The sequence below is a fragment of the Ramlibacter tataouinensis TTB310 genome (assembly GCF_000215705.1).
GTDB lineage: Bacteria > Pseudomonadota > Gammaproteobacteria > Burkholderiales > Burkholderiaceae_C > Ramlibacter > Ramlibacter tataouinensis.
Genome location: NC_015677.1, coordinates 3,147,450 through 3,174,331, shown reverse-complemented (window position 1 = coordinate 3,174,331; position 26,882 = coordinate 3,147,450). Strand labels below are relative to the sequence as shown.

Below are 26,882 nucleotides of genomic sequence, written 5' to 3'. Positions count from 1 at the left end.
TTGCACCGCGCGGGGATCCCATGCTTTCCAACCCAGCCATCCGGCTTGCCTTCTCGTTGCGTCCGCTGCTGTGGCTTTGCCTGGCCTTCGCGCTGGCGGGCTGCAAGCAGGACCTCTACTCCAAGTTGGTGGAGTCGGATGCCAACGACATGCTCGCCGTGCTTCTCGAGGCGAACATCGATGCCAGCAAGGCTTCGCCGGACGGCAAGACTTGGACCGTCTCGGTGGAGTCGGACGACATGGGAGCGGCGCTGCAGGTTCTGCGGTCCAACGGCTTGCCGGCCCGGGCTCACACCAGCCTGGGCGATGTCTTTAAGAAGGACGGGCTGATCTCCACGCCCACCGAGGAGCGCGTGCGGTTCATCCACGGCGTTTCGCAGGAGCTGGCGGCCACGCTGTCGGCCATCGACGGCGTGATCACCGCACGCGTGCACGTGGTACTGCCCAACAACGATCCGCTGGCCGAGAATGTGAAGCCGTCGAGCGCTTCGGTGTTCATCAAGCACCGGCCCGAGGCGAATGTGGCCACCCTCACGCCGGTGGTCAGGAACCTAGTGATGCGCAGCGTCGAAGGCCTGTCCTACGACAACGTCAACGTGACGGTCGTAGCCGCCTCGCCCTTCGAACTGCCCGAAAGGCTGACCGCCGCCCGCAAGCCGGCCGTCTCGCTGCCGGTGATGGCCATGCTGGGCCTGCTGGCCTGCCTGCTGGGCGTCCTGGGCGTCGCGCTGCTGCGGCCTCAGTGGCTGCCCGCACCCGTGCGCGGCCCCGCCGGCAAGCTGCTCGGCCGCGCCGGCGAGCCGGCCCAGGAGCCCTCGGCATGAGCCCACCCGCCGATGCCGTGGGCCCGCTGCGTCGCCTGCTCGCGGCGGTCGACCGCAAAGCGGCCACGCTCGCAGCGGACCTGCATCCCGCGTGGATCGATGCCGCCTGGGCGCGGCTGGGGCCGCGCGCTGGCGACTGGGCGGCGCGTCTGCCGCCACGCCGCCATTCCGCGCTGCTGGCCGATGCCTATGGCCTGGCCTGGCCACCGCTGGAGGCATTTCGCGAGCCCGCTCACCGCCTTGCGCTGCTCGACCGGGATCGACTGTTGCGGGTGCTGGCCGCCTGCGCCCTGGAGGGCCGGCGCGACAGCGTGCGCCGGTCGGTCGGCCGCATGGTGCGCCAGCTGCTGATCGAGGGCATTGGCGAGAGCGCCTACCGGAAGGTGCTCGACAGTCCGGCGCCCGGCGTGCAGGTGTCCGGCCCGCTGGACGCACGCGAGGCGGGCCAGGACCGACTGGCGGAAGAGGGCTTTCGCATTCTGTGCGGCCAAGCGGCGTGGCGCCACCCCACGCTGCTCACGCTGGTGCGGCTCAGCCTGGCGCCATCCGCCTCCGCCGACCAGCCAGCCGATGACCGGCCGTGCGCGCTGGCGACCAACGGCGTCGACGGCACGATCGATCGGTTGCACGAATACTTTCCGGAGCTCGTATGGTTGTTTGGTTCAGATATGGACCGTGCACTGTCGGCGTCGAGGACGGCATCGTCCGCGCCGGCGACTTCGCGGTCCTAACGGCACTGCTTGACGCGGCGCAGGCGCTGCAGACCGAACGCGAGCAGCTGATCGCCGGCGTCGAGCGGGAGATCGCCGAGATGCGTTCCGCGGCCGCCGCGGAAGTCGAGGCCAGCCTCGCGTCGGCGCGCGAGGAGCGGGCGCGCGGCTACGCAGAGGGCAAGGCGCAGGGCTTGGAAGACGCAGCCGCCGCCTGGACTCAGGGCGCCCTGCAGGAGGCAGCCTCGACCCAACGCAGCCTGATGCAGCAAACCAAACGCTTGAGCCACATCGTGTCGCTGGCCTTGGAGCGGCTGGTCGAGCAGGAGGACCGGGTCACACTGTTCAACCGGGCGCTCGGCGCAATCTCCAAGATCGTGCGCGACGTGCCGATGGCGACCCTGCGCGTGAGCCCGTCAGAGCTGGGCAGCGCGCAGTCGGCCGTCAAGGCGTTCGCCCCCTGCGCCGTTGGCCGGCTGCAAATAGAGGTCATGGGCGACTCGGCATTGGGACCGGGCAGCTGCCTGTTCGAGTCCGACCAGGGTGTGATCGACGCCGGCCTCAAAACCCAGCTCGCGGCCATCCAGCGTGCGATGGACCGCGCCGCGCAGCGCCTGGCGATCGAGCAAGCCACGCAGCCGTCCACGGGCGACGTGGCAGGCGCGGCAACCCTGACGCGCGACGACCCGCAGCAGCCGCAGGCGCGGGACGGCGATCACGAGAAGCTGGCCGGCGTGCAGGCCGCCGCCGCGCATGCGCAAGGCGAGGCGCTGGACGCAGCCTGAGCCGCGGCTTCCTGGCGAGCTGGGCTCGCAATCGCGCTCGTGGGTTCGTTCGCCGGCGCATCCGCGCCTCCCGCACGCCGCACAGTCGAGCGCATGCATCCTGTCCGCACCCTTGAGCGCCCGCGAGCGTCGAAAGCTGTATGAGCGACTTGCTGCGCTTTGCCCAGGCCCTGGAGGACGAACTCAAATACGAGTCGGTGCTGGCGCGCACCGGCAAGGTGTTCGAGGTGGTCGGCACCCTGATCCGGGCCGTCGGCCTGGACGTGCGCATCGGCGAGCTTTGCGAGCTGGAGGACATGCGCGGCCGCAAGATCCAGCGCGCCGAGGTGGTGGGCTTCGGCAAGGGCGGGGCTGTGCTGTCGCCGTTTGGCGGGCTCACGGGGGTGAGCGACAGCACGCGCGTCGTGGGCACCGGCAAGCCGCTCACCGTGAAGGTGGGGCCCGGCCTGCTGGGCCGCGTGATCGGCGGCCTGGGCGACCCGATCGACGGCAAGGGCCCGATCGCCGGCTCGGAGGAAAGAATGGTGTTTGCCGACCCGCCCGACCCCATGAGCCGGGCGATGATCGAGCACCCGCTGCCCACGGGCGTGCGCATCATCGATGGCCTGATGACCTTCGGCGAGGGCCAGCGCATGGGCATCTTCGCGCCGGCCGGCGCCGGCAAGAGCACCTTGATGGGCATGCTGGCGCGCGGCGCGCAGTGCGATGTCAGCGTGATCGCCCTCATCGGCGAGCGCGGGCGCGAGGTGCGCGAATTCGTCGAGTTCATCCTGGGCGAAGAGGGCATGGCGCGCTCGGTGGTGGTGTGCGCCACCTCCGACCGCTCGTCGATCGAGCGGGCCAAGGCTGCCTACGTCGCGACGGCGGTGGCGGAGTACTTCCGCGACCACGGGCAGAAGGTGCTGCTGATGATGGATTCGCTGACCCGCTTCGCGCGCGCGCAGCGCGAGATCGGCCTGGCCGCGGGGGAGCCACCCGCGCGGCGCGGATTCCCGCCCTCCGTGTTCGCCGAGCTGCCTCGCCTGCTCGAGCGCACCGGCATGGGTGCGACCGGCTCGATCACCGCGCTCTACACCGTGCTGGTCGAGGACGAGAGCGGCGGCGACCCGATCGCCGAAGAGGTACGAGGTATCCTCGACGGCCACATGATCTTGTCGCGGCGCATCGCGGCCAAGAACCAGTATCCCGCCATCGACGTCCTGGGCAGCCTCAGCCGCGTAATGACGCAGGTGGTGCCCAAGGAGCATGCCGCCATGGCCTCCACCCTGCGCAGCCTGATGGCCAAGTACGACGAGGTCGAGATGCTGCTGCAGGTGGGCGAGTACAAGGCCGGGAACGACCCGCTGGCTGATGCGGCGGTGGAGCGCATCGACCACATCCGCGCCTTCCTGAGCCAGGCCACGACCGACCTCCAGCCCTTCGAGGAAACGCTGGCGCACCTCGGGTCGCTGGTGAATTGACGGCAACCGCATGGCCGATCCGGAGATCCGCAGCCTGCGCACGCTGGCCGAGATGCGGCGCCGACGCGGAAAAGCGCTGGAAAAAGATCTCGCGCAGCAGCGCGCCGAGCTGGAGCGATGCATGGCGGCCTCGGAGGCCGCGCGCACCCAGCGCGACGACTGCATCGCGCGGCACCAGCAGGCGCTCGAAGCGCGCTCGCGCATGCTGGACCACACTTTTACCTCGGCGCACATCCGCACGGCCGACCTCGAGATCGAGACCCGGGTGTCCCACAAGGGGGACGCCGACAAGGCTGTCAGGCGCCTGGAGTCGGTGGCCCAGCGGCAGCAGCAGCTGGTGCTGGCTGCGCAGGCGGCGTGGCGCCGCAACCAGGAGCGCCTGGAACGCTTCGACGCTCAAATCGGCGCGGCACTGAAGGCGAGGCAGGTGCAAGAAGACGAAGCCTCCGACGAGGAGGCCGAGGAGATGGCCACCGTGCGCGTCGGCGGGCGCCGCCGGCAACCCGGGGACCCGGCAGGCCATGTATGAGTTCGACTTGGCGCACATTGGGACTGGCTTCGCCGATATTCTGAAGACTGTTGCGCTGTGCAGCCTGCGCCTGTACGTGATTTTTCTCGTGCTGCCGGCCATGGCGGGCGAGGCCGTCCAAGGCATGGTGCGTACCGGCTTCGTCATTTTGGTGGGCCTGTTCATCGCCGCCGGCATGCCGGCGCAGGACGTGGGCAACCTGCCGGCGTCCAGCTGGCTCACGCTGGCCATCAAGGAGGCCGTGATCGGGCTGGTGCTGGGATTCGCCGTATCCACGGTGTTCTGGGTCGCCGAGTGCGTTGGCGCCCTGGTCGACACCCAGGCCGGCTACAACAACGTGCAGATGACCAACCCACTGAGCGGCCAGCAAAGCACGCCCGTGTCCGACATGCTGCTGCAGCTGGTGATCGCGGTGTTCTTCGCGTTGGGCGGCATGCTGGTGCTGCTGGGCGCTGTGTTCGAATCGTTCAAGGTATGGCCGCTGCTGGCGCCGATGCCGTCGACCGAGGGTTTCTCCGAGGTCTTCTTCCTTCGCGAGGTTGACGGCCTGATGACGGCAACCGTGAAGTTCGCGGCGCCGGTGCTGCTGGTGCTGGTGCTGATCGACCTGGGCTTCGGGCTGGTAACGCGCGCGGCGGACAAGCTGGAGCCGCATTCGCTGGCGCAGCCGGTTAAGGGCGCCGTGGCCATGCTGCTGCTCGCCTTGCTCTGCGGCGTGTTCGTCGCGGAGGCCCGGCAGCACCTGCTGCCGCGCGACCTGCTGCCAAGGCTCGAGAAGCTGCTGCCGCACTGACCACTCGCGGCTGCTCGCGCGCGCTCCCCGGGCCACCCCCGGCCTTCTTCGGAGGGCGAGTTCCACATCTGCTTTCAAAGAGGCTGCGGTCGATTCACGGGGTTGTCACCGACCCGCGCCGCCGTCGTTCGCATCGCACCGGCTTGCCTGCGCGGAACCCGAACCAAAGGCCATCGCGCCGCAGCGCACGCCATCACGGACATGCTTTCCTTTGCAATGGCTGTAGCGAAGCTTGTCTGACGATTCGTGAAAGTGTTGGCGTCGTCCTGCTCCTAACCTGCGTTGTGTCCCGTTCACACCACCCACTATCAAGGAGCGCAAGTGTTTTTCTACATGCTGACTGCCATGACCCGTTCTTCGACCGCGCGGGAGCTGGTGCCCATGGTGCTCGAAGGACGGGCGCAAGCGGCGTCGTCGCTGGCCATGGAGGCCCTGGAAAAGGGCGCGGTGGCCGGCACCGGCACCGCGGCGATGGAGCAGGCCACTCTGGCGGCCGACCTCATGTTGGCGCAGGATTGCGCCGAGGAGGCCGAGGACCTTTATCGCCAGGCGCTCACTGCGGCCGCGGCCGCGCCGCGCGGGCAGGTGCGCGTCGCCTCTTGCCGCAACACCGGGTTCCTGTGCCTGTACCAGCGGCGCTACGGCGCGGCGGTGGCCAGCTTCGCGCGCGTGGTGGAGGATGACGCCGCAACCCTGGCGCAGCGGGTGGAGGCGCTGGCCGGCGCAGCCCTGACCCACCATGCCCTGGGCCGCAGCGACATGGCCGCGGCGGCGATGGACGATGCGTCCGCACGGCTGTCCGCCGCGGGCCCGCACGATGCCGCCGACAACGCCGCGCTGCGGCTGTTCCTGCGCCTGGTGCGGATCGAACTCTCGGTGCAGTACGCAATCCGCACCAACGCCGTCCTGGCCGACCACATCTTCTGGCAGTCCGATTCGGCCTGCACCCGTGCACACCATAGCGACAGCGACCTCGCTTGCGAGCTGCGCGACGGCATGGCGACGGTGGCCGGCCACCCGCTGCTCGCACGGCGATTGCAGTACCTGCTGACCCTGGTGCAAGCGTGCATGGGCCATGCGCGCGCGCTGGCGCCGGCGCACGAGCACCTGTCCTGGCTGCGGCGCATGCACCTGGCCGCGGCGGAGCGCCAGTACCGCATCGAGGGCGCGCTGGCCGCCATCGTGGCGCATGACGCGGAACTCGCGCGCAGCTTGCTGGAGCCGCTGTCTGGCCGCCAGGCGGAAGGCCCCCAGCGCTGGAACTTCGAGCTGTCGTATTGCCGCGCGAAGCTGTGCGAGATGGCGGGCCAGAACGACGAATGCCTGCGCCACTACCAGCGCTACGCCATGGAGTCCGTCATGTGCCTGCGCAACGAGGTGCAGAAGATGCCGGCGGTGAAAGTGCCGAACCCGCGTGCGGGCGAGGCGCGGGACGAGGTCGAGCTGGCGCTGCCGGCCAGGTACCGCCGTGCCTACCGCTACCTGCTCGCGCAGATGGACCGCGCCGACCTGAGCGTGCGCGAGATCGCAGGCCACATCGGCGTCAGCGAGCGGGCCGTGCAGTCGGCGTTCCGATGCTACCTGGGCATGACGCCCATTGAGGTGCTGCGGCGCAGCCGGATCGAGCGCATCCACGACGACCTATTGCAGTCCGAAGGCTGCGGCAGCTCCGTCCTGGAAACGGCGGCGCGCTGGGGCATTCGCAACCGCTCGACCCTGGTGTCGTCCTACCGCAAGCATTTCCGGGAGACGCCGGCCGACACGCTGGCACGCCGCGAGCCAGCGCCGACCCGTACCGCCTGATGGCACCGGACGGCACGCTGCCCGGCGTCTGGGTGGCGTCGGGGCACCTGGCCGCGTGGCTGCGCGCCATCCTGCTGCTCTGGATGGGCGCGTATGCGCCGGCGATCATGTGCGACGGCCTGCGGCTGGCGCCTGCGCGCGAGCAGCGGGCGCCGCCGCGGCTGGCGGTGGCGTCCGATTGCGGTGGCTTGCGGCTGCTGCCGCCGCAGGCGTCCCCAGGCCCCGGGCTTTCGCTGGAGAAGGGCCTGCGCGTCGGAGCGGCCGGCGGGGTGCCGAAGCTGCCACGGATTCCGGGTGAGCTGTCGCGACAGATCGAGGCGGCGGCGGCCGCATTCGGCCACGAAGCGTCGCTGGTGAGGGCCATGGTCCACGTGGAGTCGGCCTTCAATCCCCTGGCGGTTTCGCCGAAGGGCGCCATCGGACTGATGCAGATCATGCCTGCCACGGCGGCTGGCCTCGGTGTCGCGGCTCCGCGCCGGGCGCTGCTCGACCCCGCGACCAACCTGCGCGCCGGCGCGCGCCACTTGCGCCGGCTGCGCGACAAGTTCCCGGACCGCCTGGACTTGGTGCTCGCCGCCTACAACGCCGGCGAAGGCGCGGTGGCCCGCTGGGCGGGCGTGCCACCGTATGCCGAGACCCGAGCCTACGTGCAGTCGGTGCTGGAATGGCGCGGCCGCTACCAGCAAGGCGGGGAGGGCGGCGAACCTGCTTCGCCGGCGGCTGCGTACGCGCGGTCCTGCGGACCAGCGGGAGAGGACTGAGGCTCCCGGCGCGCCTCGCCGTCGCAGCGCCGCACGGAACTTCGCCGCTCCATCGCCGACGTGGCCGCCGCCCGCCGACCATCAAAGCCGATCCACGACGCTATTCCAAGGACGACCTGTGCAACACGTCCACCTCCACATTCTCGGGCTCGGAAGACGCCCGGTCGCCAACGATCCCGCGCCCGGGACGGCGGCGCCGCCGGCCAAAGACCGATCCTTGCCCGGCAGGTGCGCCGGCCTGCCGCCACCGCGCGCGGCCGCGGCCACGCTCACCCCGGCCACGCTCACCCCGGCCACTGCGGCGGATGCGTTCGCGGCGCGGCAGCCCCTGACGGCCAGTCTGGGCAAGCTGGCCTCGATGCGTGACCGGATGGCGACCCCCGCGGCTGAGCCGCGGGTGCTTGCCAGCGTGGACCTCGCGGCGGACCTGCCGACGCGGCATGTCACCGTGCCTCTCATGACTGTCTCGGTGACGTGCGACGACCCGCGGCTGCTGGGCGGCTATGGTGGCAGCCGCGAGGACCTGGTGCTCCAGCGTCTGCAGCTCAAGGCTTTCGAGTCCATCCAGGATGCCTCGCGCGAGGTGAAGAGCGCGATCCGCGAGTTCGACGCCTCCGTGGCGCAGCGCCCGCCGGCGTCGCCGCGCGAGGCGGCGGAGCGGCAGCGCACCTTCGAGTCGGCGTGCCGCGGCATCGCGTCGGCGCAGCAGGCGAAGATCGAGCAAGCCGTCCAGCGCGAGTGGAGCCTGCAGAAGCAGCGCGACCTGGCCCTGCGCGCGAGCAACGCCCGCTTCGGCGTGAGGCTCACGATGCAGGCGGTATCGGTGGCGGCGAACGCGGGCACCGCCGTGCTGCTGCCCAACCCGATCAGCCCGGCCAAGGCCGCCTACTCGCTGGTGCGGATGGCGCAGACGGTCAAGCAGTTCACGAAGGACCGCGAGCAGGCGGCCCAGTCGATCGTGAAAGGCGACGCGGCGTTGGCCAGGCTGCAGGCCGGCGAGGTTAAGGAGGGCGGGGGCGGCCGCGGCTGGCGCACGCGCGCCCGCGAACTCGTGTCGGCCGTGCACATTCCGTTCACGCAGGAGCTGTTTCGCTCGGTGCATCACCAGGAGGAGAAACTGGACGAGTTCCTCGCCAAGTCCGCGCGCGTGGACCGACAGGCGCAACAGATGTACGCGCAGGCGAACGAGCTGATGGAGACGTTGCGGAAACTGCCCGCGCCGCCGCCGGGCCAGCCCGATGCGCATTCGCGGCTGCGCAGCGAGGCGGACGCGCTGCTCGGCGAACTGGGCGAGCTGATGCGGTCCGTCGAGCGCGACAACGCTTTCTATCGGGAATACCAAGGCCGCTGCCGGGCTTACCGCGCTCAGCAGCCAGTGGGTCTGGCGCGACAGGCCGACCAGGTCGACATGGCCGCCATGACGGTGCGCATAGGCCGCTTCGCCGGGAACCTGGCGAAGATCGCGGCCCACCTCGCGCCATGAGCGCCGCTGGCGCGCGGTGGCTTTGGGAAGCGGAACTTCGCATCGGGTGGGCGGCTTATCGGGCCCACACGGTGGACGCGTAATGCGACAACCATCATCCAGGAGCACACCATGGGAAAGTCTTCCGGCATCACCTCCTTGCAGCAGAGCCTGCGCCAAATCGGCAGCGGCTTGAAGGAGACTTTCAACGCCGAAGCCAGGACGATGGGCAGACAGGCACGCAATGCGATGTTGGAGGGCATGTCGAGCACCCGCACGCAGGCCGAAGGTTCGCCCACCAGCTTGCGCAAGACTGCCAGCGAGCTGCGTGCGCGCATGAACCGTCCAACTGCCACGGAGATCACGCCTGAGAACGTGGTGGGTGCGGAGATGCTGGCGCGCGGCTTGAGGCGCACGAGCGAGGCGCTGGGGGACCTGAGTCGCTCGCAGTCCGACAAGGTGCGCGATCGCATGGAATTGCGGGGCGATGCCACCGGCCTGCGAACCCACGTCAAGAAGGGCTTCAAAAACGGCCTCCAGCAGAAGTTCGCGGCGCAGCTCTCGCCGCTCGCGGCCATGGTGGAACAAGGAAACGTTCACGTGCGGCAGAAGCTGCACGAGCATGACGCGATGCGTCTGTCGGGTCATTCGGCGGCCATCCTCTCGTCCGATGACCTGGACGCCTTCAAGTCGGGCCTGAAGGCGCTTCCTGCGCGGATGCAGGCGGGGCCGCTATTCGCCCTGGCGCTCAACAGCATGTCGTATCCGCCCGAGCTGAGGCAGCAGGCGAAAGCGCTCTTCCAAGAACTTCGCAACGACATTCCCGACGACGGCGCCGGCCGCTTGTCGGCGATTGCCAACCAGCCCGCGGACGCGCACGAGGACGCCATCAGCGCCCAGGCCTGGCTGCTCGCGTCGGCCGAGGAGCGAGACCTGGTGGGTCGGGCGCTGGAGCTGCAAGGCCGCGATCGCGGACAGATCGAGTCCCTCGTGGTGCGCTCGAGCGTCACCGACGAACAGGTGGCCTCGAAGGATGTCGCCGTTCTGGCGCGCTCGCTGAGCATCGAAACCGAAGACGGACTGCAGGCCCTGCAGGCCCGCCGCAATCAGCTGCCGGCCGCGGCGGACGGGGCGCCCGCACCCGGGGCGGCGTGAGCGAGGGCCTGCGAGCCTCTTGCGCGTGGGCGCCGGCACTCGGCAAGGTGCCGGCGTGTCGCGCGTGTCATCCGCAGCCTTGCCCCGGATCGGGAAAAGTCACTGACCACCCGGCCCGCGCCGATGCGCGCGGCGTACCCGCCGCGGCGGGTGGATCAAGAACGCGATTGGGAGCCGGCATGCGTGCCGGTCTGGGTCGTTGCGTCACTGGCTTTTGCATCCGTGGACATCTGCTCCAGCCACCGCTGGACAGCGCTGTTCGGCTGCGGTTGCGTGTCGCTGGCTTCTTCAGCGACCGACTTGCCACCATCCGCCTGCCTGAGTGACTGGTCGCCGCCCGCCGTGGGGGCCTCCTGACCGGGCGGGTGATCCAGTTCGGCCTGGCATGCGGCACGGGCCTCGCTCAGGATGTTGAGCACGGCGTCGCTCACGTCGCCGTCGTCCCTGAAGCGGTCTTCGAGCTCCTGCTGCTTCTGCTCGACGGCGCCTTTCAGCGCGGCCGACAAGGGCTGCTGGCCGACGCTGAAAACCTCGCGCCAATGCGCGCCGGGTTCCAGCTCCAGCGCCTTGTAGGCCGCGGCAGCCCTCGGCCCGACGTCGGGGACGGTGGCGTCGTAGGGCGATCGGTCCCGTGCGGTCAGACCGGTCGCGCTGTCCTGCTGCCGTTGCGTATCCAGTGGCATTTCGTGCAGCAGCTGACTCATCTGGCGGTTGCGCTCACGCAGTGTTTGGATGGTATTCATGATGCTGTCATGCACCAGCAGCGCCTCCGGGCTCGGCCCGGCGCGCCTGGCCACGAACGCCCGCATCCGCGACGCCTGCGCCGTGACCGACTCTGTGTGCGCGACGCGGGAGCCTTCGCTTCCGTCACGCGCCTGCGCCTGCAGCGACGCGGCATCGGCTTGCGCTTGCCGCGCAGGAGCCTCCGCCATGGTCGCCCGCTGCACGCCCAAGGTCTGCTTGACCGGTCCGGGGGTCTGAGCCGTGGAGCCGTGGGAGGACTCCCCGCTGCGTGCGCGGCTGGCGGTCTCACGGCTGGCTGTCGAGCCCGCCATGGCGCCAGCCAGACTACGCAGGCCCACTCGCGGTGCCTGCGAGGGCCGCGTGGCGCCGCTGGCCACCGTCGTGGCGGTCCGGGCGAGCAGGCCGATGGCGCTGGACGCCTTCCGCGTCGAGGTGGCACCGCCGACCGCGACCTCGACGGCCTTCAGTTTGGCGTATTCCTTGAGGGCGTAGAAGGTGGCAGGTGGTATCGGCAGCTTGGGCATGGCGGCGTCTCGTCGGGCAGGTGCCATGACTGTGCGCTGGATGCGGGCGCCGGGCGCGCGGCCGCGCGAATACGCGAGCGCGAATGCGAACATGCGTCCTTCACGGCCGGCCATGCAGCGCAGTGCCGGACGCGACATCCTCTGGCGCTGGGTGCGAGTGCGGGCGCCGCCTCCGTCGGAAACGGCACCTGGCCCGCAAACCCTTAGCCGAGCTTTTCGATCGCGTGCGCGATCGAGCGCCAAGTCGGGTTGCTGCTGGTGGCGAGCACGCGCTCGACCGGCACCCGCCAGTCGTCGCTGCCGCCGGCCAGCCGGTCCACCATCGCGAACACCAGCGCCTCGGCGTCGGCCTCGCCGGTCTGGCGGTCGCGTGCGAGTTCGGCTCGCGCGACCGAGGCATCTCCGTTCAACAGCGCTCCGACCGCCAGCAGGACCTGACCTTCCGGGCATCGCCGAGCCAGTGCTCGAACACCGTCGCGATCGGTACCGCCTCGTCCGCGATGCCGAGTTGACAGCCCAGCAGGAGGCATGCCGCCAGCCGCCCGGGCGCACGCGATGGCCATCCATCGCCGGCCGTAGGCTCATCGGGCCGGTGGAGGATTCGCGGGCCGCGCCCGTTCGACGGGCGCATCGCAGCCGGGCGTTGATGCAGGGGTATCGTGCTCATGGGAGCCTCCTGCCGCGAGGGTGGCAGGCGCCCTGCCCGGCAGGTCGAGCGAACGCGAAGTGCGGTCGCGTCCGGCGATTGGCCGGCGCTGCGGGGGAGGCGGGCGGCAGGCCTTCGTCGCTCCATCGGCTGCTTCGCCTCATGCCTGCCGGCCGCACGCAAGTCCCTCAGGATCGGCTCCACCATTCACACCTTCGAGGCCCGCCATGTCCGTCGCCGTTCAAAACCAGCCGACCGTTCCCGACATCACATGCCAGCCGGTGTCGCCGTCGCAGCGCCCGTCCCCCGAGATCGCTCTGGAACTCGTGCTCCAGATGATCAGCATATTGCTGAACGAGATGATGAAGGCCGCGCAGGGCCAGGGCAACATGCGGCAAAACCCGGCCGCTGCACAGAGCCCCGAAGAAGACGTGTTCTCCCGCAACAAGTCGGTGAGGCCGGATGCCGGCACGCCACAAGCCGCTCCGGACACGCCACAAACCCCACCGGTGCAGCCGGGTGGCGGAGCGCCTCAGACGACGACGGGCGACACGCAAGCGACGGCAACGGGCAACGTGTCCGCAGATGTGGGCAAGCCCCCGGCGGGCATGCCGGCCGGGTTGTGGCAACACTGCGTGGAGGCCGGGCAGAAGAGGGGTGAGGACCCCTTCGTCCTCGCTGCGCAGATGGAGAGGGAAAGCAAGTTCGGCAAGGACTTGAGGGGAGACTCCGGCGGTGACGGCCTGATGCAGGTCGAACCTGGCACCCGTGACACCTACGCCGCGAAGTTCCAGGAGAAGATGGGTCACGCCTACGACCATGCCGACGAAAAGGACCAGGTCGCGCTGGCCGCCGTCATCCTGGCCGACAAGGGCGGCGACCTCACCAGCAGGCTCATGAAATACAACGGCGGGGACAACTGGGCGCCCGGCGCGACCGATTCGTATGGCCGCGTGATCGAAGCCGACAAGTACGCTGCCGCCGTCATCGCCAGGGCGGACGAGATGAGGAAGTCGGCCGGCTAGGACAGCGCAACGTACCCGACCGCCGACATGTCCGACGAAAAGACCGAAGAGCCGACAGACCACAAGCTGGAACAGGCGCGCGAGAAAGGCGAGGTGGCCAAGAGCCAGGACGTGGCGGTGGCCGCCTCCATGCTGGGTGTGGTGCTGGCGCTGGTGGCGCTGGGCGATTCGATCTTCGAGCGCGTCCATCTCGTGATGGGCTCCGCGCTCGACTTCGGTGACGGCGACCTGCCGCACTCCGAAATCTTTCGCCGCATGCAGGGGATGGCACTGCAGACGGTGCTGGCGATCCTGCCGCTGTTGGTTGTGGCGGCCGTCTTCGCCGCGCTGGGGCTGATGTCGCACGTCGGCCTGATGGTGGCCATGGAGGCGGTGGCGCCCAAGCCCGAGAAGCTCGACCCGGTGGCCGGCACCAAACGGCTGTTCTCGCTGAAGTCGCTGACGAACTTCCTGATGATGGTGTTCAAGGCGACGGTGATCGGCGTCGCGGCCTGGCAGGTAATTCTGATGCTACTGCCGCTCATCGGCGGCGCGGCTTACCAGTCGGTCGGCGGGATCGGGACCATCGCCTGGCGGGCGCTGATGATGCTGCTGATGATCGCGCTTGGCCTGTTCATCGTGCTCGCGCCGGTGGACTTCGCCTTGCAGAGGTTCCTCTTCATGAAGGACCAGCGCATGTCCAAGGACGAGGTCAAGCGCGAGCACAAGGGTCAGGAGGGCGACCCGCAGCTCAAGGGCCAGCGCAAGCAGCTGATGCGCGAGAACGCCAACGGGCCGCCGCCCAGGAAGGCGGTGGAGGCGGCCAGCGCCGTGATCGTCAACCCGACGCACTACGCCGTCGCCATCCGCTACGTGGCCGAGGAGACGGGGCTGCCCATCGTAGTCGCCAAGGGCATGGATGAGGAGGCGCTGCGCATCCGCCAGGCGGCGCAGGCGCATGGCGTGCCCGTCTTCTCCAACCCGCCGCTGGCGCGGGCGCTGCACAAGGTCGATGTGGGCGGGGTCATCCCCGCCGAGCTGTTCGAGGCGGTGGCCGCCGTGCTGCGCTGGGTCGACCGCCTGGGGCGGCGGCCGCCGGACGCTGCCGCGAAAGGAGGCTGGTGATGGGACGGGCCGCGACGCGCCGCCTGGGCAAGAAGGGCCACGGGGCGGAGATCGGCACGCTCGCCGCGATCGTGGCCATCCTGGCCTTGATCGTGTTTCCCCTGCCCACGCTGGTGATCGACATGCTGCTAGGCGTGAACATCACGGTGAGCGTGCTGCTGTTGGTGGTGGCACTCTACATCCCCAACGCGGTGGCGCTCAGCTCGTTCCCGTCGCTGCTGCTGTTCACCACCCTGTTCCGGCTGGCGCTGAACATCGCGTCCACCAAGCTGATCCTGCTGCACGCCGACGCGGGCCACATCATCGAGGCCTTCGGCAACCTGGTGGTGGGCGGCAACCTGGTGGTGGGGATCGTGGTGTTCCTGATCATCGCCATCGTGCAGTTCATCGTGATTGCCAAAGGATCGGAACGCGTGGCCGAGGTGGGCGCACGCTTCACCCTGGACGCGATGCCGGGCAAGCAGATGAGCATCGACGCCGACCTGCGGGCTGGCCACCTGACCGGCGAGGAGGCTCGCATCAAGCGCGCCCACCTGGCCATGGAGAGCCAGCTGCACGGCGGCATGGATGGCGCGATGAAGTTCGTCAAGGGCGACGCCATCGCCGGCCTGGTGATCACGGCGATCAACCTGCTGGCGGGCATCGTGATCGGCATCACCTACCACGGCATGCCAGCGGCCGAGGCGGCCAACGTGTTCGCCGTGCTGTCGATCGGCGACGCCATGGTGTCGCAGATCCCGTCGTTGCTGATCTGTGTGGCCGCGGGCGTGATCATCACCCGCGTGGCCGACGACAACAAGCGGCCCAAGCCGCTGAGCACCGAGATCGCGCAGCAGATGATGGCGAACCCGAGCGCGCTGTACCTGGCCGCGGCGCTGCTGTGCGGCTTCGCGATCGTGCCCGGCTTTCCCTGGTTCGTGTTCATCGGCCTGGCCGTGCTGCTGGTGGTGGTGGCCCGCAAGCTGCAGAGCGGGCGCGTCGGCGACCCGGAGGCCAGCCCCCTCAAGGGCCTGCAGCGCGAGGGCGCCAGGGGCGAGGCGCCGGGCGGCATCGAGGACAAGCCGACCGCCTTCAGCTCCCCGCTGGCGGTGACCTTGTCGGCGCAGCTGGCCAGGTCGCTCAACGCCGAGCTGCTGGGGGCGGCCTTCGAGAAGGAGCGCAGCTCGCTGCAGGAGCGGCTGGGCTTGCCGTTTCCCGGCATCCGGCTCTGGCAGCAGGCCACGCTGGACGAGAACGCCTACGAGATCCTGGTGCACGACGTGCCGGCGAGCGCGGGCGTGCTGCAGCCGGGGCGGCAACAGGTGCTGCAGCCGCCGCCCGAGCTGCAGCCGCGCTGCGAGGCGGGCGGGCCCGCCGGTGGCGAGGCCAAGAGCTGGTGGGCCGACTCGGCGGGCCTGGGCCCCGCCGAGGGGTTGGCCATGCTGTCCCACGAGCAGGCGGTGGCCCGCCACGCGGTGATGGTGCTGCACGACCTGGCGCACCTGTTCCTCGGCATCCAGGAGGTGCAGTGGGTGCTGGAGCGCGTGGGCCAGGACTACCCGGGCCTGGTGGCCGAGGCGCAGAAGGTGGTGCCGCTACAGCGCATCTCGGAGGTGCTGCGGCGGCTGCTGGAGGAGCAGCTGCCGATCCGCAACATGCGCGCCATCTGCGAGAGCCTGATCCTCTGGGGGCCGAAGGAGAAGGACATCCTCATGCTGACCGAGTATGTGCGTGGCGACCTCGGCCGCTACCTCACGCACCGCGCCACCGGCGGCACCGGCGCCCTGGCCGCGGTGCTGCTCGACCCCTCGGTCGAGAAGATGATCCGCGAGGCCATCAAGCCCACACCGGCGGGCAACTACCTCGCGCTGCCGCCAGACACCATGGTGGCCATCGCCCAGGACATCCGCCACCTGGCCGGCGAACGGCCACGGGCGGGCCTGGCGGTGGTCACGTCCATGGACATCCGGCGCTACGTGCGCCGCATCGTGGAGGTCGACATGAAGTGGCTGTCGGTGTATTCGTTCCAGGAGCTGGGGCCGCAGGTGAAGCTCGAGCCGATCGGACGCGTGTCGCTGTGAGCACGGGGCCGCTTCGGGTGGCGGCGCGATGAGCAGGCCCCGGCCGGTGCCGCCGTTGTCCACCGCCCGCGACCCGCGTCCCGCCGGGCGCGCATTGCCGCCGCCAGGCATGCAGCAGGTGCTGTTCTCCGAGCTGCTGAGGCAGCGCAGGCCGGCGCCAGCGGCGCAGGCCGACGCCACAACGGGCCAGGTAGGCGAGGCCGCGCAGGAGCCGCCGCCCACGAACGCCGAACCGGCACCGCAACGGGAGCGGCCGCCGGCCGGCCGTGCACCCGCCCGAAGCCGGCCGCACGACGACCCGCCGCCGGCCCCGGAGCCGGCCGCCGCCGTGCAGGACGCGGCGCTGCACCCGGACGAGCCCTGGCGCCGGATGGCGCGCGACGTGGCTGCCACCATCGCCGCGTTCTGCAACGAGCCGGCGGTGGCCAATTCCGAGGGCTGGCAGGTGCAGATGGAGCTGCGGCCGGACGTGGTGGCCGACACGACCCTGTGCGTGACGCTTTCGCCGCACTGGCTGACGCTTCGCTTCCATGCGCGGGATGCGTCCGCGCACGACCTATTGTTCCGTGGCCAGCAGGAGCTGGCCGACATCCTGAAAGCCTTGCTGGTGCGCAACCGGGACGTCGCCATCAGCTTCGAACCGAAATGAACACCGCCAGCGCGATTTCCGAACCCACCCTCGCTGCCGTCTTGCCACGTGTCGAGCGCGGCGTCGCGGCGGCGTCCCGGGTCCTGCACGACGCCCGGCTGCGCGCCGGCTGGCGCCGGGTGCTGGACGGGCTGGAATTCGTGCCGCTGCAGGGCCGGCCAGCGGACGCGGTGCGGCGGGTGTCCTTCCAGACGCCCCACGGCCCGGCGGCCGCCTTCTTCAGCGCGCCCGGCTTCCCGTCCATCGACGTGGGCGCCTCGCATGCTGACGCGATGCCGGCGCCGCTGCGGCAGCTCGCGGCCGAGGCGCTGATGCAGCCGGTGCTGGAGGCGCTCGGCGCGGTGGGCCTGGCCGACGTCACTGTCACGGGACTGGCCACGCTGGAGGGCCGTTTCGACGAGGTGCCCGCCGCGGGCTGGGTCCGGTTGCTGCGCCAGGGCGAGCCGGTGGCCAGCATCGCGCTCACGCAGGTGCCCGAGGCCGTGCTGCGCGGCATCGTGCGCCGCCACCTGACGCGGCAGGCGACCGCGGGCCGGGCCCGGTCGCTGGCGATGCGGGGGCAGGTGACGCTCACCACGCGCGGCGTGCGGCGCAGCGTGCTGGCGTCGCTGCTGCCGGGCGACGTGCTGCTGCTGGCATCAGGCGCCGAGCAGCAGCGTGTCGACTGCTGCGTGAGCTTCGGTGCCCGCAGCGCCAGCCGCTGGCGCGCGGCCGTGACGCTGGACGAGACATCCCTGACGATCAAAGGAGCTGGACGCATGATCAACGAGGACAACGACGCGGCGCCGGCGCGCAATGCCGCCAAGGCACCACACGACATCGAGGTGCCCGTGCGATTCGAGATAGAAACGGCGCCGGTGTCCCTGGCGGACATCGAGGCCATGGCCAACGGCTACGTGATCGAGCTGGCTACGCCGCTGGCGAACGCCAGGATCAGGCTGGTCGCCTGCGGCCGCGTGATCGGCTCGGCCGAACTGGTGGCCGTCGGCGACCGCCTAGGCGCGCGCATCAGCCACATGGCGGCCGAAGATGCACACCGACACGTCGATTGAAGTCGTCCCGCTGCTGGCGATCATCTTCGCGATCGGCTTTCTGCCGTTCGTCGCGATGATGGTCACCTCGTACACCAAGATCGTCGTTGTGCTCGGCCTGGTGCGCAACGCGCTGGGCGTCCAGCAGGTGCCGCCGAACATGATGCTCAACGGCATCGCGATCATCATCTCGGTGTATATCGTCGCGCCGCTATTCATGGACTCGTTCGAGGCGCTTAACAAGCCCGCGGTCGCCGAGGGCGGCGGCGCGCGGCAGGTCGCGTCGGTGGTGGAGGCGGCGCGCGAGCCGGTGCGCCGCTTCCTGGACAAGCATGCGCACGCGCGGGAGAAGGCGTTTTTCCTGAAGTCGGTGTCCGCCATCTGGACCCCCGAGCGGGCCAAAACCGTCAGGCCCGACGACCTCATCATCCTGGCCCCGGCGTTCACGCTGTCGGAGCTCACGGAAGCGTTCAAGATCGGGTTCCTGATCTATCTCGCCTTCGTCGTGGTGGACCTGGTCGTGGCCAACGTGCTGCTGGCGCTCGGCTTGTCGCAGGTGACGCCCACGCAGATCGCGATCCCCTTCAAGCTGCTGCTGTTCGTGGTGATGGACGGATGGTCCGTGCTGCTGCACGGCCTGGTCATGACGTACCGATAAAGGGTGAAGAAATGGGAACCGAGAACATCACGCGCGTCACGTCGGATGCATTGCTGCTGTGCCTGGTGGTGTCGCTGCCGGCCGTGCTGGTGGCGGCCACGGTGGGCCTGCTGGTCGCTTTCGTGCAGGCCGTCACCTCACTGCAGGAGCAGGCGATCTCCCAGGCCGCCAAGATGATCTCCGTGGCCGTCGTCCTGCTGCTGGCGGCACCCTGGGGGGCGCGCCTGGTGCTGGAGTTCGCCAATGCGATGATGCGCATGGCCATGAGCTGACGGCGGCGGCGGCCACCATGAGCAGTCCCACGTACCCGGCCCGCGCCGTCTCGCACGCCAGCGCCCACCCGCATGCGCAGCCGGGCCACACGCAGCAGCCGCCGCGCCCGGGTGAGCAGGCGGCGCAGTACAAGGGCGCGATGATCCGCACGTCGCTGGCGATGGGCAAGCCGAGCGGCATGGCGCGCGCGATGATGGGCAAGCTCAAGTCCGCGCCCAAGCCGCCCTCGCTGCCCGACGTGCGCGTGCATGCGGCGGCCGGAGAGTCGGTGCAAGTGGCCGCGGTCGATGACGAATGGGACGATGGGCGGCGTCTGCGGTTTGCCGGTTCCGGTGGCGATGGCGGCGGCGGGGTGGGCGGCTTCGGCGGCGGCACGCAGGGCGGCGGCGGTGGCGGCGCGTCCGGCCAGGGCGACAAGGACAGTCCGCCCGAGGGCGACGACGGTGCCGGGACGCCGGTGGGTCGCCGGCGGGCTCGGCTGCGCGCGATCGGGCAGGCAGGCGCCTTGGGCGGCGGTCGCAGCCGCAGGATCTACGCGATGGCCGCGCTGCATGCGTCCTGGGCCGATGTCGCCATGGACGAGGGCGGCTTGCCGGCGTTGCGCAGCGCCTTGGTGGACCGCCTGATGCTGGCGGCCAGGGGGTCGGACCGCATCGAGTGGCGCAAGGACTGGATGGGCGACGTGGCCGCGGCCTATGCCGCCCGCTATGACCGGCGCCAACCGTTGGGCCTCGCCGGCGACCAGGCGTGGCCGAGCGCGGCTGCGCTCCTCATCGAGCGCAGCAAGGCCCTTCCCGCTGTCCGCCTGCCGCCCCATCGCGCGCGCGAGACCATGTTCTGCCTTCTCTGGCTCGTGGTGCACGGGCTGGCGCGCCCGCGCACGCCGAGCCAGGTGCGCGCCATGATGGTCCGGCTGGCGGTGCTGGTCCGCGTCTCGGAGGGCGGCGGCTACCCGCGACCCGCCACGAAGCTGGAGAACGACGAGGACCCGACGTGAGTTTCGAACGATACCAGCAGCTGGTGACCGAGTTGTGCAACACCACCGAGCTCGGCGACCCGACGGTGGTGCTGGAGACCAAGACCTTGGAGGTGGAGGGCTTCACCGTGCTGCTCGACCATTTCGAGGACGATGCGGACGCCATGTACATGCAGTTCGACTACGGTATCGTGACGGCCGGGCGCACGCTGCGCATCTTCCGCATGATGCTGGAGTCGAATCTGCTGGTCTACGCCCAGGACCAGGCGCAGCTCGGCGTTAATCCCGACACGGGGGGCGTGCTCCTGATCCTGCGCGTGCCCATGGGCGAAGACATCACGGGCACCTGGTTCGCCGACACGCTGGTGCACTACGCCGAGCACGGCCGCTACTGGCGCGACAACATGAGCAACTCCATCGACGACATGTTCGAGGGGATCGCGTCCGGCGAGTACGCGTGGCTGCGCGCTTGAATGTTCAACCTAAACCTGTTTTAAGGGCGCCCACACACGTGGCGAACGCGCAGGCACGACGGTATGAAGGAATCATACGATGACCAACAACACGATCGGGCCAACTGCATCGAACGCTGGCCTTCCTACGCCCACGCAGTTGCCTGAGCCCGGGCAGCAACAGACGGTTGCGCAACCGCGATCGCGTGCTGCCGGCAGCCCGCTACCGCTGGAACGCAACGCGGGCTCTGCGCCGTTGGGCAGGCGCATGAGCCTGTCGTGCCTTCCCCGAATGGCTCAGCAGGCGCAGTCCGAGCCGTCGGATAGCGCGGCTGGAGATTTGGTAGCCAGCCGCGCGCAAATTATCAATGCCGCTATCGCAATGGCCCGATCCGAAGCCGACTTTGCTGCCGTAGATCGTCAGGCGCGGCGCTTGCCGGCAGCGGAACTTGCCCAAGCCGGCTGTGCACTCGCCGACCGATTCTTGGCGGAGGTGCAGGCCAGGTGCCGACTGCGTGAGAAGCTACCCGAAGGCGACTACGCCAAGCCCCTGGGCGAGGACGTCTTCCGAATCTCGGACGCCGTGTGCAAATATCTGGCTGACCTGCCGCGCAGCGCCGACCACCATGATGCATTCGCGCGGATGACCGAGTCGATCCTTTCAAGCCAGTCCAGCATGGTGGAACACACCAACCAGTACTTGGTGGTCGGCAGCAGCGCCGCCAGGAACGCGGAGCACGCAAGACTACGCGATACGGCCCAAGTTGACCACGTCTCCAGGCGCCTGCTAGATATCACGAAGGCAATGAAGACGCGCGGCATCGTTCATGACCCAGCCGCGATGAGGTATGCGATCGACTGCTTTCTCGGGCCCAAGAGCACCGTCTTCTCGGCGCAAACCGCCATCTCCGAGTTGCCCCAGCTTGCGCTCGACCTGTCGACGCCTCAGGGAGATGACCAGGCTGTGGAGATGATGACTCAATTGGCTGAAGGTGCGATGAGGAATGCAGGTGTGACGCTTTTGCAGAGTGACCCTGGTTGGGCGAGCTATCTGAAAACAGACCGCATCGACATCGTGTTGGAGAGAAAGAACATCGACATCAACGCTCCGGCGAACGAAGGGCTGAAAAACGCATTGGCGCACCTGGAGCGGGCGGGCCAGGGTTCGGCAATGGTGTGAGTCGGCGCGGGTCGATGGCCAGCGCTCAGTGCTTCTGCCCGAAGCGGTTGTGCGACAGCTTGCGGTAACCGCTGGGCGTGATGCCTTTGATCTCCATGAACCGCCGGTTGAAGTTCGACACGTTGTTGAACCCCGCTTCGTAGCAGACGCGGCTGATGGTGTGGTCCGACTCCATCAGCAGCTTGCACGCGTAGTTGACGCGTATGCGGTTGACGAAGTCCGTCAGCGTGCCGCCGGTGGACCGGCGGAAAAGGCGGGCGAACTGTTGATGGCCCATGCCAAGGCTGGATGCCATCTCTTGCATTGACACGGGCTTGGCCAAGTCGCCTAAGACGCGGTGCATCACGGCGTCGATCAGGTCGAACTGCACGTTCTCGTCGGGCGTGAGGACGTGCGCGTGGGACAGCAGGCGGTAGTCTTTGCAGCGGACCAGGTCCGTCATGTACTGGCAGAAGGCGGTAAGGCGCGCCAGCCCCTTGGCGCCTTTCACATGATGCCAGTGCGCCTGGGCGGCGTCCGCCAGGCCGAAAAACTCGATGCCGTGGCGGGCCCGCTCGAGCAGCGGGAGAACCTCGGCCATTTCCGGCAGGGCCTTCATTGCCGCTTCGATGGGGGCGTGCGGGAACTGGATGCCCAGGTCACGGACCTTCAATCCCTCGGCGGGCAGTTCGTAGGAAATCCAATTGTGGGGCAGCCGCGGGCCGGTGAGGACCAAGTGGCCCGGTTCGAAGTCGCCGATGTAGTCGCCGACGAATGCCCGCCCCGCCGAGGCGATGATCAGGTGCAATTCGTACTCGTCATGGCAGTGCCATCGCGCCAGCGGGCTGGGAAAGCCATGCGCAACGCAGTGGATCACCGTCGACTCGTCGGGCGCTTCGTACCCGAGGGATGGATCCCGCGAGAACGGGTGCTCGAACTCGGGATGCTTCAAGCGGGGAAGATGGACGTGTTCTGTCATGGCGTTATCTCTGCTCCCTGAGTCTGTGACCCCGACCTCCGGGGGCGGCCTTGGGTGTGACGACGAATAGTCCACCACCTTCGGGGTACGCCGGTGTATCCGGGTGTTTTCGAGGCCCATGGGTCGGATGGAGTGCTCTGCCGCATGCCTGCTACCACGGGTTCGCCCGTCCTCAACGTGCTTCGCGTCCGAGGCGGCCCGGACGCAGGGGGCGGCGGAGAATGGCTCGATCGCTGAACCACCTGTGGAGTTGCACGATGAAGGATGCGTTGGTGATTGGCGGCGGCCCCGCGGGCGCGGCGTGCGCGCTCTGGTTGCACCAGCTCGGTATGGCGACCATGCTCATCGAGGGCGGAGCCGCCATCGGCGGACTGCAGCAGCGCAGTCCGTACATGAATCGCTGGATTCCCGGCCTGGTGGGCAAGACGGGCCAGGAGGTGGCGCGGCAACTGCATATGCACCTGCGCCAGGAGCAGGTGGAATGTCTGTTGAACTACCACGTCGTGTCGGTTCGGCGGAGGCATGCCGCGGCGCCCTGGGAGGTGTCCAACGGCTCGGACGTCCACCGGGCGCGCTACATCGTCATAGCGACGGGAACCCGGCCGCGGACGGGTGGATTCGCCGAGTCCGAGTGTGTGGGTATCGGACCGGGCACATCGATCGAGAAGATCCCGGTGCAGGGCAAGCGCATGGCGGTTCTCGGCGGCGGTGATGCCGCTTTCGAGCAAGCGGAGTTCGCCCTGCGGCGTGGCGCCCGTTGTGTGGACCTCTACTGCAGGAGAGCTCCCCGCGCGCGTCCGGCCCTGCGGCAGCGCCTGCAAGGCCTGGCCGCCCATGTCCATGCCGGGCCCTTCCATGCCGACCAAAAGACGATGCGGGTTAACGACCAGCAGTACGACGTTTTTAGCGTGCAATACGGTTACGAAGCCTGCATCCCTGTGTACCTGGAGCTGCCCCGCAAGGACGGCTATCTCGAAGTCGATCAGTCCGGGGCGATTCCCGGCGTTCCCGGGTTGTTCGCGGCAGGCAGCGTCACCAACTTTTTGCACCCTTGTGTGACGACGGCGGCGGCGCATGGCATCCAGGTGGCTAAGGTCATCGAGAACCAGCATTGCCAGCACGGCGCGCAAGCAGCTCGGAGCGCCGACAGGCCACAGCAGCTGCATCCGCTCGGGTTCCTGGCCGTTTCGGGAATTTGAGCCGCGCGGCCGGTCGTCCGCCGTCTACATGCGCTCCGAAGGCGAGCGGCTGGCGTCAGACGGGGCCGTGCCGGCGGTCCGAGTCCGACGCCCTTGGTCTTCGGCCGTCACGTGCAGCACATAACCCCGCCCATACGAGCTGCTTAGTACCAGCCGTGGCGCAACCCGGCGCAATTTGCGACGGAGCTGGTACATCTGCTGCTCGATAGCGTGGCTTGTAACCGACTCGACAATCCCGCTGCTGTGCGCCAAATCGACGCGTGGAATGGTCGCTCCAGGATTGTTGAAGAACAGCGCGAGCAGGGCAGCCTCACGCGAGGTTAGCGGCACCGAGGACTTCTCCAGCCTGAGCGTGTGGGTCGGTATGTCGAGTAGATAAGGCCCACAGCTTATAGTTCGCTGGCCGTTAAAGAGCTTGTGCTGCCGTCGGAGTGCTGCCGCCAAGCGTGATCGGACTATGTCCACCTCCAAAGGGTGACAAAGGTAATCGTCCGCCCCGGCTTCCAAGGCGCAAACAGCCAGCTCACGGCCCCTACCCACGACCAGCAACCACGTCATCGGCAGCAGCTGCGACCGCACCTTCTCCAGCCGCGCACGCCACTGGTCGTCCCGGTCGCCGATCACGAAGACAATCGCGTCAAAGTGATGGCGATAAAGCGCTCTCGAAAGCAGCTCCCAATCTTCGAATTTGGCGGGAGCCACACCGGCCTGGCGCAAAACCGATTCGGTATCGAATGCGTTGCCGCCGAATGCATCAAGAAGTCCAACGGAAACCATAAGTAAGCATTCAAGTCAACCTAAAACCCATCAATTACGGCGGTTGATAATCGCCACGTTTGCGCACTTGTCGCCGCACACCTGTCATCCTCGAGGTGTTCAACTTGGAAGGTGATCGGACGCGACATTGGTTCTGACCTGCCAACAGTTCACTCTCTTCACAAGCTTGAACTGAAGGTCAGATTAGCCCCGCTGTGACCAGTGATTGATACGCTAGAACCTCGAAACTGATATTCCGGAGCCGTAGTTGTCGTTGGATTTGTATCTGGACATAACCGGCTCGGGGTTGCGCCGCTCGTCAGCCATACATCTCATTGCCGGCCTTTAAGAAAGTCCTAACTCAGTTCTTCAGAACACATGGTGGTGATGTCTAATCGGTAATGCTGTGGGAGTGGAGCTGGACTGGCGCGCAGCCCATGTGTTCGATGCCGATGGCCAGTCCCTCGCGGCTGTACCCGGTCCTGCTGCGTAGCCCTCCCTAGCCATGCCGAATGAAGTATTGACGATGCTGCACCTCGGCCTGGGCTCGTTCCATCGGGCGCACCAGGCCGTGTACCTGCATCAGCTGATGGCACGTGGTGACCGGCGCTGGGCCCTGGCCGGCGGCAATCTGCGGCCGGACATGGCGCACACCATCGACGCGCTGCGTGCGCAGCAGGGGCACTACACGCTGGAGACGGTCACGCCCGAGGGCGAACGCGAGTACCTGCTGGTGGAATCGATCCGCACCATCGTTCCCTGGGAGCCTGGGCTCACCAGGCTGGTCGAGCTGGGCGCGCAGCCTGGCACCCGCATCATCTCCTGCACCGTCACGGAGGCCGGCTACTACTTAGATCCTTCGCTGTCCTTGGACCGAGTGCATGCCGAGATCGCGGCCGACATCCAGGCCCTGCGGCAGGGCCGGGCCGGCAGCACCATCTACGGCGCGCTGGCCGCCATCCTGCGTGCGCGCATGCGGTGCGGGGCGGGCCCCGTCACCCTGCTCAACTGCGACAACCTACGGCACAACGGCGACCGGCTGCTCGCCGGCCTGACCGCGTTTCTGCAGGAGGTCGGCGACCCGGCCCTCACCCGCTGGGTGGAGGCAAACACCAGCACGCCCAATGCCATGGTGGACCGCATCACGCCCCGGCCGACGGCCGAAGTGGTGGAGCGGGTGCGCGCCGCCACAGGCCGGCACGATCCTGCCGCCCTCATGGCCGAAAGCTTCATCCAGTGGGTGATCGAGGACCGGTTCACGAATGGCCGGCCCGAGTGGGAGGCCGTCAGCGTGGAGATGGTGGATTCGGTCGATGCGCACGAGGAAGCCAAGATCCGGCTGCTCAACGGCACGCACAGCTGCATCGCCTGGGCCGGCACGCTCGCGGGCACGCGCTACATCCATGAGGGAGTGGCCGATGCGCGCATCCGGCGCATGGCGCACGACTACGCCACGCAGAATGTGATCCCGGTGCTCAGCCCCAGCCCCATCGACCTGGGCGCCTACCGTGACACGGTGCTGCACCGCTTCGCCAATGCGGCCTTGCAAGACACCAACCAGCGCGTGGCGATGGACGGGTATTCCAAGCTGCCGGGCTTCATTGTGCCGACCATCGCACAACGCCTGGCTCGTAACGACGACATCGAGGCGGTGGCCCTGCTGCCAGCCTTGTTCCTGGCCTGCCTGCATCGCTGGCACGCCGGCACGCTGCCCTACGAGTACCAGGACCAGGCCATGGACCCGGCAGCGGCCCATGCGATCTGCGCCGCGCCCGATCCGGTAGCCGCGTTCGCCGCCGACCGCGTGCTGTGGGGCGAGCTGGCCGGACATTCGGCATTGCAGCAGGCGCTGCGGCGGGCCGCGGCGCGGGTGGACGCTTTCGCCCGGGGGCCCGGCGCGGCCCGGGGTGGACGCTGAGGCCACGGCGCGCTAAGGGGCTATGGGCTGATCCAACTCAGCTTCGCGGATGCCGAGTACGCCGGCATGAGGAAGAAGACACGGCGGGAAGTCTTCCTGGAGGAAATGGAGCAGGGCGATGCTGCGGGTGCACCTGATGCAGAACTGGTTTGCGCTGTTCAGACCTCCCTAAGGTCCAGGGATGGACATCCGCGTCGAATACCAGGCATCAGCCTCCGGCGAACCCGAGCCCGGGATCGTCTGGTTCGGCAACCGGCGCGTAGAGGTGCGTTCCATCGTGGACCGGTGGTACGGCTCGCACCATCGCTGGTGGAAGATCGAGACTGATGACGGCCTGTATGTCCTGCGGCGGGACGAAGCCAGTGGTGACTGGACCCTGGCGGCGGTCACCAGGGAGTAGGCGAAGCGCTTGCGCCCCGCTCCTACAGACGGCGGCGCTTGCCGTCG

Annotated in this window: 27 protein-coding genes and 1 pseudogene; 24 read left to right on the top strand and 4 right to left on the bottom strand. The window is 68.6% G+C overall.

The features are described 5' to 3' along the window. Window positions 1-20: 20 nt before the first annotated feature. The 10 genes from sctJ (at window position 21) to RTA_RS15235 (ending at window position 10,282) form a co-directional block, all read left to right on the top strand. Window positions 21-824 (top strand): type III secretion system inner membrane ring lipoprotein SctJ, encoded by an 804-nt coding sequence (sctJ, locus tag RTA_RS15280; protein ID WP_013902320.1) that lies wholly within the window; start codon window positions 21-23, stop codon window positions 822-824. Then, a complete protein-coding gene (locus RTA_RS15275; RefSeq protein ID WP_013902319.1) occupies window positions 821-1,555 on the top strand; it encodes a type III secretion protein HrpB4 in 735 nt (244 codons plus the stop codon). The genes sctJ and RTA_RS15275 overlap by 4 nt, the downstream gene beginning before the upstream one ends. Further along, window positions 1,474-2,319 (top strand): FliH/SctL family protein, encoded by an 846-nt coding sequence (locus RTA_RS19890; protein WP_013902318.1) that lies wholly within the window; start codon window positions 1,474-1,476, stop codon window positions 2,317-2,319. Before RTA_RS15275 ends, RTA_RS19890 begins: the two co-directional genes overlap by 82 nt. Before the next feature lie 140 nt (window positions 2,320-2,459). Continuing rightward, the gene (sctN, locus tag RTA_RS15265) at window positions 2,460-3,779 is read left to right on the top strand and encodes a type III secretion system ATPase SctN (RefSeq protein WP_013902317.1); all 1,320 of its coding nucleotides are present in this window, start codon (window positions 2,460-2,462) and stop codon (window positions 3,777-3,779) included. Between the two features lie 10 nt (window positions 3,780-3,789). Beyond that, window positions 3,790-4,308: a hypothetical protein gene (locus tag RTA_RS15260; protein ID WP_013902316.1), complete on the top strand. Its 519-nt coding sequence runs from the start codon at window positions 3,790-3,792 to the stop codon at window positions 4,306-4,308. Continuing rightward, complete coding sequence (sctT, locus tag RTA_RS15255; RefSeq protein ID WP_013902315.1) at window positions 4,301-5,101, top strand: type III secretion system export apparatus subunit SctT; 801 nt, start codon at window positions 4,301-4,303, stop codon at window positions 5,099-5,101. The genes RTA_RS15260 and sctT overlap by 8 nt, the downstream gene beginning before the upstream one ends. Before the next feature lie 345 nt (window positions 5,102-5,446). After that, entirely contained in the window at window positions 5,447-6,904 is a 1,458-nt protein-coding gene (locus tag RTA_RS15250) for a helix-turn-helix transcriptional regulator (protein ID WP_143762989.1), read from the top strand. Further along, window positions 6,904-7,665 (top strand): lytic transglycosylase domain-containing protein, encoded by a 762-nt coding sequence (locus tag RTA_RS19885; protein WP_013902313.1) that lies wholly within the window; start codon window positions 6,904-6,906, stop codon window positions 7,663-7,665. Before RTA_RS15250 ends, RTA_RS19885 begins: the two co-directional genes overlap by 1 nt. A 118-nt stretch (window positions 7,666-7,783) precedes the next feature. Next, on the top strand, window positions 7,784-9,148 hold the full coding sequence (locus tag RTA_RS15240) for a hypothetical protein (RefSeq protein ID WP_013902312.1): 1,365 nt from the start codon (window positions 7,784-7,786) through the stop codon (window positions 9,146-9,148). Window positions 9,149-9,259: 111 nt separating this feature from the next. Next, window positions 9,260-10,282, top strand: a complete 1,023-nt coding sequence (locus RTA_RS15235) for a hypothetical protein (RefSeq protein WP_013902311.1) — start codon at window positions 9,260-9,262, stop codon at window positions 10,280-10,282. Between the two features lie 155 nt (window positions 10,283-10,437). Here RTA_RS15235 and RTA_RS15230 read toward each other — a convergent pair whose 3' ends face one another. Both RTA_RS15230 and RTA_RS15225 read right to left on the bottom strand, forming a co-directional pair. Further along, window positions 10,438-11,643 carry a TrbL/VirB6 family protein gene (locus RTA_RS15230; protein ID WP_013902310.1) on the bottom strand — a complete coding sequence of 402 codons (1,206 nt, stop codon included), beginning with the start codon at window positions 11,641-11,643 and terminating at the stop codon, window positions 10,438-10,440. Between the two features lie 110 nt (window positions 11,644-11,753). Beyond that, on the bottom strand, window positions 11,754-11,960 hold the full coding sequence (locus RTA_RS15225) for a hypothetical protein (protein ID WP_013902309.1): 207 nt from the start codon (window positions 11,958-11,960) through the stop codon (window positions 11,754-11,756). 463 nt (window positions 11,961-12,423) lie between these two features. Between RTA_RS15225 and RTA_RS19880 the strand changes: the two genes are divergently transcribed. From RTA_RS19880 to RTA_RS15175, 10 genes are all read left to right on the top strand, one after another. Next, the gene (locus RTA_RS19880) at window positions 12,424-13,221 is read left to right on the top strand and encodes a transglycosylase SLT domain-containing protein (protein WP_013902308.1); all 798 of its coding nucleotides are present in this window, start codon (window positions 12,424-12,426) and stop codon (window positions 13,219-13,221) included. A gap of 27 nt (window positions 13,222-13,248) precedes the next feature. Continuing rightward, window positions 13,249-14,325, top strand: coding sequence for a type III secretion system export apparatus subunit SctU (gene sctU / locus RTA_RS15215; protein WP_013902307.1), 1,077 nt, complete (start codon window positions 13,249-13,251; stop codon window positions 14,323-14,325). Next, window positions 14,325-16,385, top strand: a complete 2,061-nt coding sequence (gene sctV, locus RTA_RS15210; RefSeq protein WP_013902306.1) for a type III secretion system export apparatus subunit SctV — start codon at window positions 14,325-14,327, stop codon at window positions 16,383-16,385. The genes sctU and sctV overlap by 1 nt, the downstream gene beginning before the upstream one ends. Before the next feature lie 28 nt (window positions 16,386-16,413). Further along, a complete protein-coding gene (locus RTA_RS19875; protein ID WP_081466292.1) occupies window positions 16,414-17,034 on the top strand; it encodes a type III secretion HpaP family protein in 621 nt (206 codons plus the stop codon). Beyond that, window positions 17,031-18,086 (top strand): FliM/FliN family flagellar motor switch protein, encoded by a 1,056-nt coding sequence (locus tag RTA_RS15200; protein ID WP_013902304.1) that lies wholly within the window; start codon window positions 17,031-17,033, stop codon window positions 18,084-18,086. Before RTA_RS19875 ends, RTA_RS15200 begins: the two co-directional genes overlap by 4 nt. Continuing rightward, window positions 18,064-18,723 carry a type III secretion system export apparatus subunit SctR gene (gene sctR, locus RTA_RS15195; protein WP_013902303.1) on the top strand — a complete coding sequence of 220 codons (660 nt, stop codon included), beginning with the start codon at window positions 18,064-18,066 and terminating at the stop codon, window positions 18,721-18,723. Before RTA_RS15200 ends, sctR begins: the two co-directional genes overlap by 23 nt. An 11-nt stretch (window positions 18,724-18,734) precedes the next feature. Then, window positions 18,735-18,995, top strand: a complete 261-nt coding sequence (gene sctS, locus RTA_RS15190; protein WP_013902302.1) for a type III secretion system export apparatus subunit SctS — start codon at window positions 18,735-18,737, stop codon at window positions 18,993-18,995. Between the two features lie 17 nt (window positions 18,996-19,012). Next, the gene (locus RTA_RS15185) at window positions 19,013-19,993 is read left to right on the top strand and encodes a hypothetical protein (protein ID WP_013902301.1); all 981 of its coding nucleotides are present in this window, start codon (window positions 19,013-19,015) and stop codon (window positions 19,991-19,993) included. After that, entirely contained in the window at window positions 19,990-20,445 is a 456-nt protein-coding gene (locus RTA_RS15180; RefSeq protein ID WP_013902300.1) for a CesT family type III secretion system chaperone, read from the top strand. Before RTA_RS15185 ends, RTA_RS15180 begins: the two co-directional genes overlap by 4 nt. 79 nt (window positions 20,446-20,524) lie before the next feature. Beyond that, entirely contained in the window at window positions 20,525-21,604 is a 1,080-nt protein-coding gene (locus RTA_RS15175) for a hypothetical protein (RefSeq protein ID WP_143762988.1), read from the top strand. 25 nt (window positions 21,605-21,629) lie between these two features. Here the strand turns inward: RTA_RS15175 and RTA_RS15170 are convergent, their stop codons facing one another. Then, window positions 21,630-22,562 (bottom strand): helix-turn-helix domain-containing protein, encoded by a 933-nt coding sequence (locus RTA_RS15170; protein WP_013902298.1) that lies wholly within the window; start codon window positions 22,560-22,562, stop codon window positions 21,630-21,632. Between the two features lie 257 nt (window positions 22,563-22,819). Between RTA_RS15170 and RTA_RS15165 the strand changes: the two genes are divergently transcribed. Next, window positions 22,820-23,761, top strand: a complete 942-nt coding sequence (locus tag RTA_RS15165) for an FAD-dependent oxidoreductase (RefSeq protein WP_049871304.1) — start codon at window positions 22,820-22,822, stop codon at window positions 23,759-23,761. Between the two features lie 24 nt (window positions 23,762-23,785). Here the strand turns inward: RTA_RS15165 and RTA_RS15160 are convergent, their stop codons facing one another. Beyond that, window positions 23,786-24,538, bottom strand: a complete 753-nt coding sequence (locus tag RTA_RS15160) for a response regulator transcription factor (RefSeq protein ID WP_013902296.1) — start codon at window positions 24,536-24,538, stop codon at window positions 23,786-23,788. Between the two features lie 505 nt (window positions 24,539-25,043). Between RTA_RS15160 and dalD the strand changes: the two genes are divergently transcribed. The 3 genes and pseudogenes from dalD to RTA_RS20805 all read left to right on the top strand — a co-directional run bounded on the left by dalD (window position 25,044) and on the right by RTA_RS20805 (window position 26,835). After that, window positions 25,044-26,435, top strand: a complete 1,392-nt coding sequence (dalD, locus tag RTA_RS15155) for a D-arabinitol 4-dehydrogenase (RefSeq protein WP_226986083.1) — start codon at window positions 25,044-25,046, stop codon at window positions 26,433-26,435. Window positions 26,436-26,462: 27 nt separating this feature from the next. Beyond that, window positions 26,463-26,601 (top strand): annotated as a pseudogene (locus RTA_RS21500) (IS5/IS1182 family transposase); the annotation flags it as partial. Window positions 26,602-26,616: 15 nt separating this feature from the next. Next, a complete protein-coding gene (locus tag RTA_RS20805; RefSeq protein ID WP_013902294.1) occupies window positions 26,617-26,835 on the top strand; it encodes a hypothetical protein in 219 nt (72 codons plus the stop codon). Window positions 26,836-26,882 lie beyond the last annotated feature (47 nt).

Excerpts from the sequence above, each read along its gene's own strand:
- sctJ (WP_013902320.1), top strand. The coding sequence starts at position 21 with ATGCTTTCCAACCCAGCCATCCGGCTTGCCTTCTCGTTGCGTCCGCTG.
- RTA_RS15275 (WP_013902319.1), top strand. The coding sequence starts at position 821 with ATGAGCCCACCCGCCGATGCCGTGGGCCCGCTGCGTCGCCTGCTCGCG.
- RTA_RS19890 (WP_013902318.1), top strand. The coding sequence starts at position 1,474 with ATGGTTGTTTGGTTCAGATATGGACCGTGCACTGTCGGCGTCGAGGAC.
- sctN (WP_013902317.1), top strand. The coding sequence starts at position 2,460 with ATGAGCGACTTGCTGCGCTTTGCCCAGGCCCTGGAGGACGAACTCAAA.
- RTA_RS15260 (WP_013902316.1), top strand. The coding sequence starts at position 3,790 with ATGGCCGATCCGGAGATCCGCAGCCTGCGCACGCTGGCCGAGATGCGG.
- sctT (WP_013902315.1), top strand. The coding sequence starts at position 4,301 with ATGTATGAGTTCGACTTGGCGCACATTGGGACTGGCTTCGCCGATATT.
- RTA_RS15250 (WP_143762989.1), top strand. The coding sequence starts at position 5,447 with ATGACCCGTTCTTCGACCGCGCGGGAGCTGGTGCCCATGGTGCTCGAA.
- RTA_RS19885 (WP_013902313.1), top strand. The coding sequence starts at position 6,904 with ATGGCACCGGACGGCACGCTGCCCGGCGTCTGGGTGGCGTCGGGGCAC.
- RTA_RS15235 (WP_013902311.1), top strand. The coding sequence starts at position 9,260 with ATGGGAAAGTCTTCCGGCATCACCTCCTTGCAGCAGAGCCTGCGCCAA.
- RTA_RS15230 (WP_013902310.1), bottom strand. The coding sequence starts at position 11,643 with ATGTTCGCATTCGCGCTCGCGTATTCGCGCGGCCGCGCGCCCGGCGCC.
- RTA_RS19880 (WP_013902308.1), top strand. The coding sequence starts at position 12,424 with ATGTCCGTCGCCGTTCAAAACCAGCCGACCGTTCCCGACATCACATGC.
- sctU (WP_013902307.1), top strand. The coding sequence starts at position 13,249 with ATGTCCGACGAAAAGACCGAAGAGCCGACAGACCACAAGCTGGAACAG.
- sctV (WP_013902306.1), top strand. The coding sequence starts at position 14,325 with ATGGGACGGGCCGCGACGCGCCGCCTGGGCAAGAAGGGCCACGGGGCG.
- RTA_RS19875 (WP_081466292.1), top strand. The coding sequence starts at position 16,414 with ATGAGCAGGCCCCGGCCGGTGCCGCCGTTGTCCACCGCCCGCGACCCG.
- RTA_RS15200 (WP_013902304.1), top strand. The coding sequence starts at position 17,031 with ATGAACACCGCCAGCGCGATTTCCGAACCCACCCTCGCTGCCGTCTTG.
- sctR (WP_013902303.1), top strand. The coding sequence starts at position 18,064 with ATGCACACCGACACGTCGATTGAAGTCGTCCCGCTGCTGGCGATCATC.
- sctS (WP_013902302.1), top strand. The coding sequence starts at position 18,735 with ATGGGAACCGAGAACATCACGCGCGTCACGTCGGATGCATTGCTGCTG.
- RTA_RS15185 (WP_013902301.1), top strand. The coding sequence starts at position 19,013 with ATGAGCAGTCCCACGTACCCGGCCCGCGCCGTCTCGCACGCCAGCGCC.
- RTA_RS15175 (WP_143762988.1), top strand. The coding sequence starts at position 20,525 with ATGACCAACAACACGATCGGGCCAACTGCATCGAACGCTGGCCTTCCT.
- RTA_RS15170 (WP_013902298.1), bottom strand. The coding sequence starts at position 22,562 with ATGACAGAACACGTCCATCTTCCCCGCTTGAAGCATCCCGAGTTCGAG.
- RTA_RS15165 (WP_049871304.1), top strand. The coding sequence starts at position 22,820 with ATGAAGGATGCGTTGGTGATTGGCGGCGGCCCCGCGGGCGCGGCGTGC.
- RTA_RS15160 (WP_013902296.1), bottom strand. The coding sequence starts at position 24,538 with ATGGTTTCCGTTGGACTTCTTGATGCATTCGGCGGCAACGCATTCGAT.
- dalD (WP_226986083.1), top strand. The coding sequence starts at position 25,044 with ATGCTGCACCTCGGCCTGGGCTCGTTCCATCGGGCGCACCAGGCCGTG.
- RTA_RS20805 (WP_013902294.1), top strand. The coding sequence starts at position 26,617 with ATGGACATCCGCGTCGAATACCAGGCATCAGCCTCCGGCGAACCCGAG.